This is a genomic window from Actinophytocola sp., assembly GCF_036002505.1.
Classification (GTDB): Bacteria; Actinomycetota; Actinomycetes; order Mycobacteriales; family Pseudonocardiaceae; genus DASYTH01.
Genome location: NZ_DASYTH010000393.1, coordinates 1 through 3,486, shown reverse-complemented (window position 1 = coordinate 3,486; position 3,486 = coordinate 1). Strand labels below are relative to the sequence as shown.

The following is a 3,486-nucleotide window of genomic DNA, read 5'->3' as shown; positions in this document are numbered from 1 at the left end:
GAAGGGAGCTCGGATGAGTTCGAGTGCCGTTCCCGTTGAGCCGCCGATCACCCGTGATCAGGCCGGGACCTTGCTCGGCCAGACCATGGGGCTGGTCGCGGTCACCGCGGGCCTGTTCGCGGTCGGCGCCTACCTCGGCCGAGACCTGTCCTCCCCCTGGGGCTGGCTGTGGTTCATCGCTGCCTTCGGCTGCCTCATCGCCATGAACTTTGCCGCCCAGCGATCCCAGGGGCTCACCGTCACCTTGTTGTTCGGGTTCGGGGTGCTCATCGGCCTCGCGACGGCGCCAACCCTCAGCTACTACACCAGCGCCGATCCCCAGGCGGTCTGGCAGGCGGGGGCGGCGACGGCGCTGTTCATCGCCGGGTTCGGGGCCGCCGGCTACGCCACCCGCCGCGACCTCTCGGCGCTCGCCCGCGCCCTGTTCTGGGCGCTGATCGGGCTGATCATCTTCGGCATCGTCACCATCTTCGTCCAGATCCCCAACGGCGCGCTCATCTACGCGATCCTCGGGCTGGTGATCTTCGCCGGCTTGACGGCCTTCGACTTCCAGCGCCTTCGCCGCAGCCAAGACATCCGGACCGCCCCGTTGCTGGCGGCCTCGATCTTCCTCGACATCCTCAACGTGTTCCAGCTGTTCCTGTTGCTCTTCGGCCGCGACGACTAGGCCGCATCTGACGACGCCCTGCCAGGAAGGTGCTGATCGGCTTGGCGGGTGATCTGTTCGAGCGCCGGCAGCTGCGCGCGGCCCGCACCACCCGTGGCCAAGGTCCTGCCGCTAGGCGGGGGCGCCCCACGCGCCGTCGCCGTGGTCGCGCGAGTGCGCATCCTCGGTCGCCGGCACGTCGCCGGGTGCGAATCCCGCCTGGGTCAGCATCCGCCGCAGGTCGACAATCATCTGCTGGTCGATGTCCTTGCCCCGCGGGGGCTGGAGGATCTCGGTCTCGGGACCCAGCGCCACCTTGACCTTGCCATTCTGCTCTTCGGTCGTCGTCCCGACGGCTTCCAGGAGCGACAGCACCTGGCGCCACTCGATGTTCCCGCTCGAGGGATGGCTGAAGATTCTCTCGAGCGTGTCGCGATGACGGTGGCTAAGGTCCGCTGCCATGAGCCGCCCTCCTCCGGTTTGCGCCACACGCTACTCCCACATCGACAACAGCACCGCCGTCGTGAGAGGCGTCGGGAGGCCCCGTCAAGGAACAGGCCAGCTGTCCGATGGTGAGGCCAAACTGTCGCGACGCAGCCGCCTGTCGTGGCGGTCCTTGCGGTCAGCGGATGGGCCCGGTCAGCGCCAGACGACGGGCCGGTCGGTAGCGAGGCCGTAGGAGAAGGTCGAGGAGGTCGGGGGGCCCAGGACGTTGGAGACGTACCACTTCGTTCCTCGCTTCACGCCAACGGTGGGCAACCCGTCCCGGTTCCAATCGCCGACCACCGGAACGTCACCTGACTGGCCGAACGAGAAGGTCTTGACCTTGCTGAGGTCGACCAGGCTCCAGAAGGTGTCAAGCAACTGCCAGCGGCCTGCCCGGAAGAGGCCCGGCTGGTCCCACCCGTCGCCGTCCCAGTCGCCCACGACCGGTCTCGATAGCGAGTCCCCCCATCGCAGGGAGTGGTTGGCAGACCCGGTGGACAGGGAGTAGCGCAGGTACCAGACGCCCGCGCGGTAGACACCTGGGTGGTCCGCACGGGGGGACGCACCGGGGGTCGGCCAGTTGCCGCAGACCGGCCGGTCGCCGGCCCGCCCGAAGGTGAACGACTTCACCACCGGGCCGGTGTTGCTGTTCCTGATGTACCAGCGGCCGGCCCGGAATACCCCTGGCGTGCGGTCACCGTCGCCATCCCAGTCGCAGAGGATCGGGATATCGGTGGCACGGCCGAAGCGGAACGTGGCGGTGGTGCGGTCGGTGGAGCCCACGCCGGAGCGCAGGTACCAGGTCCCGCTGCGGAACACGGCTGGCCGGTCCGCGCGGACACCGACGCGCACTGCCCGGTCGGACCAGTTGTACGAGCCAACCGACCAGTTGGGCTGGTCGAGGGCAAAGTCGAAGGCGGTACCCAACGAGTGGTTCCACGGGTCCAGGTCCCAGTCCATCCGCGCGAGCACCCGCATCTGCCGCGACGTCGTGCACGACAACGCAAACGACGCGACGTAGCGCCGCGCCGCCGCGTCGAAGGACGGCCTGCCGGGGCACTGGCGGCCGTTCCGTACATCGGCCATCACGGCGTAGAGCCCGAACTGGTTGAACGGCTGGTACAGGTAGATGACGAGGTAGTCGGTATAGCCGTCGGCGGTGGCGTCGATCCACCAGCGCAGCTCGGTCCAGGTTCCCTGGTGGGTCCAGGAGAAGTCCTGGGTCGGATCGGTGAACTGTGCCACTGTGGCGGCCACCTGCAGCTCCCCCGGACCCATCTGGATGGAGGCGGAGGTCAGGTCGGCGCGTGGCTCGTCGATCGGACCGTTCGGGTCCGACCAGTGGTCGATGGCCGCGTCACCGGTCGCGTCAGGAACCACGACCGGTGCTCCGGGCAGCGGCGCCGCGCCCGCGGTAGGCCCCGTGACGGCGAGGCCTGCGAGCGCGGCGGCCACGATGACCATGACGATCACGACCTGACGCGGCCGGCGAGCGAAGCGACTCAGCATGGTACCGAACCCCGAATTTGGCTCAGCCGACCGGCAACGTGATCGACTGGCCGTAGATGTTCTGGTCGAGGCCGTGCGCGTTCGGGCACCGATCCGGTTCCAGCGCCGTGGGCATGCGGCACTGGAACACGTCGAAGCCATCGACGTAGTCGGTCTCCCGGATGTCGACGCCCGGAAGGACATCCCGGTTGTCTGTCCAGCCCATGTAGCCGAACAGCGAGCTCGCGCCGTCGAAGGCGAGCGCGACCCAGTTGTAGTCGCCCTGGAACGGCACTGAGCGGTTACCGAACATCTCGTAGGACGGCTGGTGCGTCGCCGAGGAGACCATGCCCGACGGGGCAAACGAGATGCCGTCGTCGGACACCGCGGCGTAGGTGCCGACCGCGTCGGTGCCAGATGAAACTGGTCGACCCTGCGTGTCGAGCGCGTTACCGATCGGCAGCTGCACGCTGTAGGCATCGTCGCTGCGGTTGTCCTGCCAGACCGCGACCAGCTTGCCGCCCAGCGCATCCACATCGGAGAAGTACTGGTGGCCGCGGCCGCCTGCCGGGTCCACAGGGACCGGCGCGGACCAGGACTGGCCGTTGTCCACCGAGCGGATGACGTAGACCACCGACCGGCCGACCCGGCCGGAGTTCGCCCCGGCCGAGCTGTACGACGTGGTGCTCGGCACCACGGTGGCCGGGTCGACCGCGTTGTAGGTAGCGTAGATGCCGGGCAGCTGGCCGCTCGGGTCGGCGGTGACCCGCGGCTCCAGCGGCACCCGGAAGAACACGAACCCGCTCGGGCAGGCGGCCGCGCCATCGCCGCAGTCACGCGGGCCGTCGGACGGGAAGTACCGGGTG

General features: G+C 68.9%; 4 protein-coding genes. 1 reads left to right on the top strand and 3 read right to left on the bottom strand.

The genetic code is table 11. The features are described from left to right. Positions 1-13 precede the first annotated feature (13 nt). On the top strand, positions 14-667 hold the full coding sequence (locus tag VGR06_RS34335; RefSeq protein WP_327563356.1) for a Bax inhibitor-1/YccA family protein: 654 nt from the start codon (positions 14-16) through the stop codon (positions 665-667). A 111-nt stretch (positions 668-778) separates the two neighbouring features. On the opposite strand, the gene VGR06_RS34330 is transcribed toward VGR06_RS34335, so the two are convergent. The 3 genes from VGR06_RS34330 to VGR06_RS34320 form a co-directional block, all read right to left on the bottom strand. Beyond that, positions 779-1,108 (bottom strand): hypothetical protein, encoded by a 330-nt coding sequence (locus VGR06_RS34330; protein WP_327563355.1) that lies wholly within the window; start codon positions 1,106-1,108, stop codon positions 779-781. Positions 1,109-1,285: 177 nt separating this feature from the next. After that, positions 1,286-2,641, bottom strand: coding sequence for a hypothetical protein (locus VGR06_RS34325; RefSeq protein WP_327563354.1), 1,356 nt, complete (start codon positions 2,639-2,641; stop codon positions 1,286-1,288). 22 nt (positions 2,642-2,663) lie between these two features. Then, positions 2,664-3,486, bottom strand: an 823-nt coding sequence (locus VGR06_RS34320; protein ID WP_327563353.1) for a hypothetical protein, incomplete at its 5' end; no start/stop codon positions are given.

Coding starts and splice junctions, on each gene's coding strand:
- VGR06_RS34335 (WP_327563356.1), top strand. CDS start 14: ATGAGTTCGAGTGCCGTTCCCGTTGAGCCGCCGATCACCCGTGATCAG.
- VGR06_RS34330 (WP_327563355.1), bottom strand. CDS start 1,108: ATGGCAGCGGACCTTAGCCACCGTCATCGCGACACGCTCGAGAGAATC.
- VGR06_RS34325 (WP_327563354.1), bottom strand. CDS start 2,641: ATGCTGAGTCGCTTCGCTCGCCGGCCGCGTCAGGTCGTGATCGTCATG.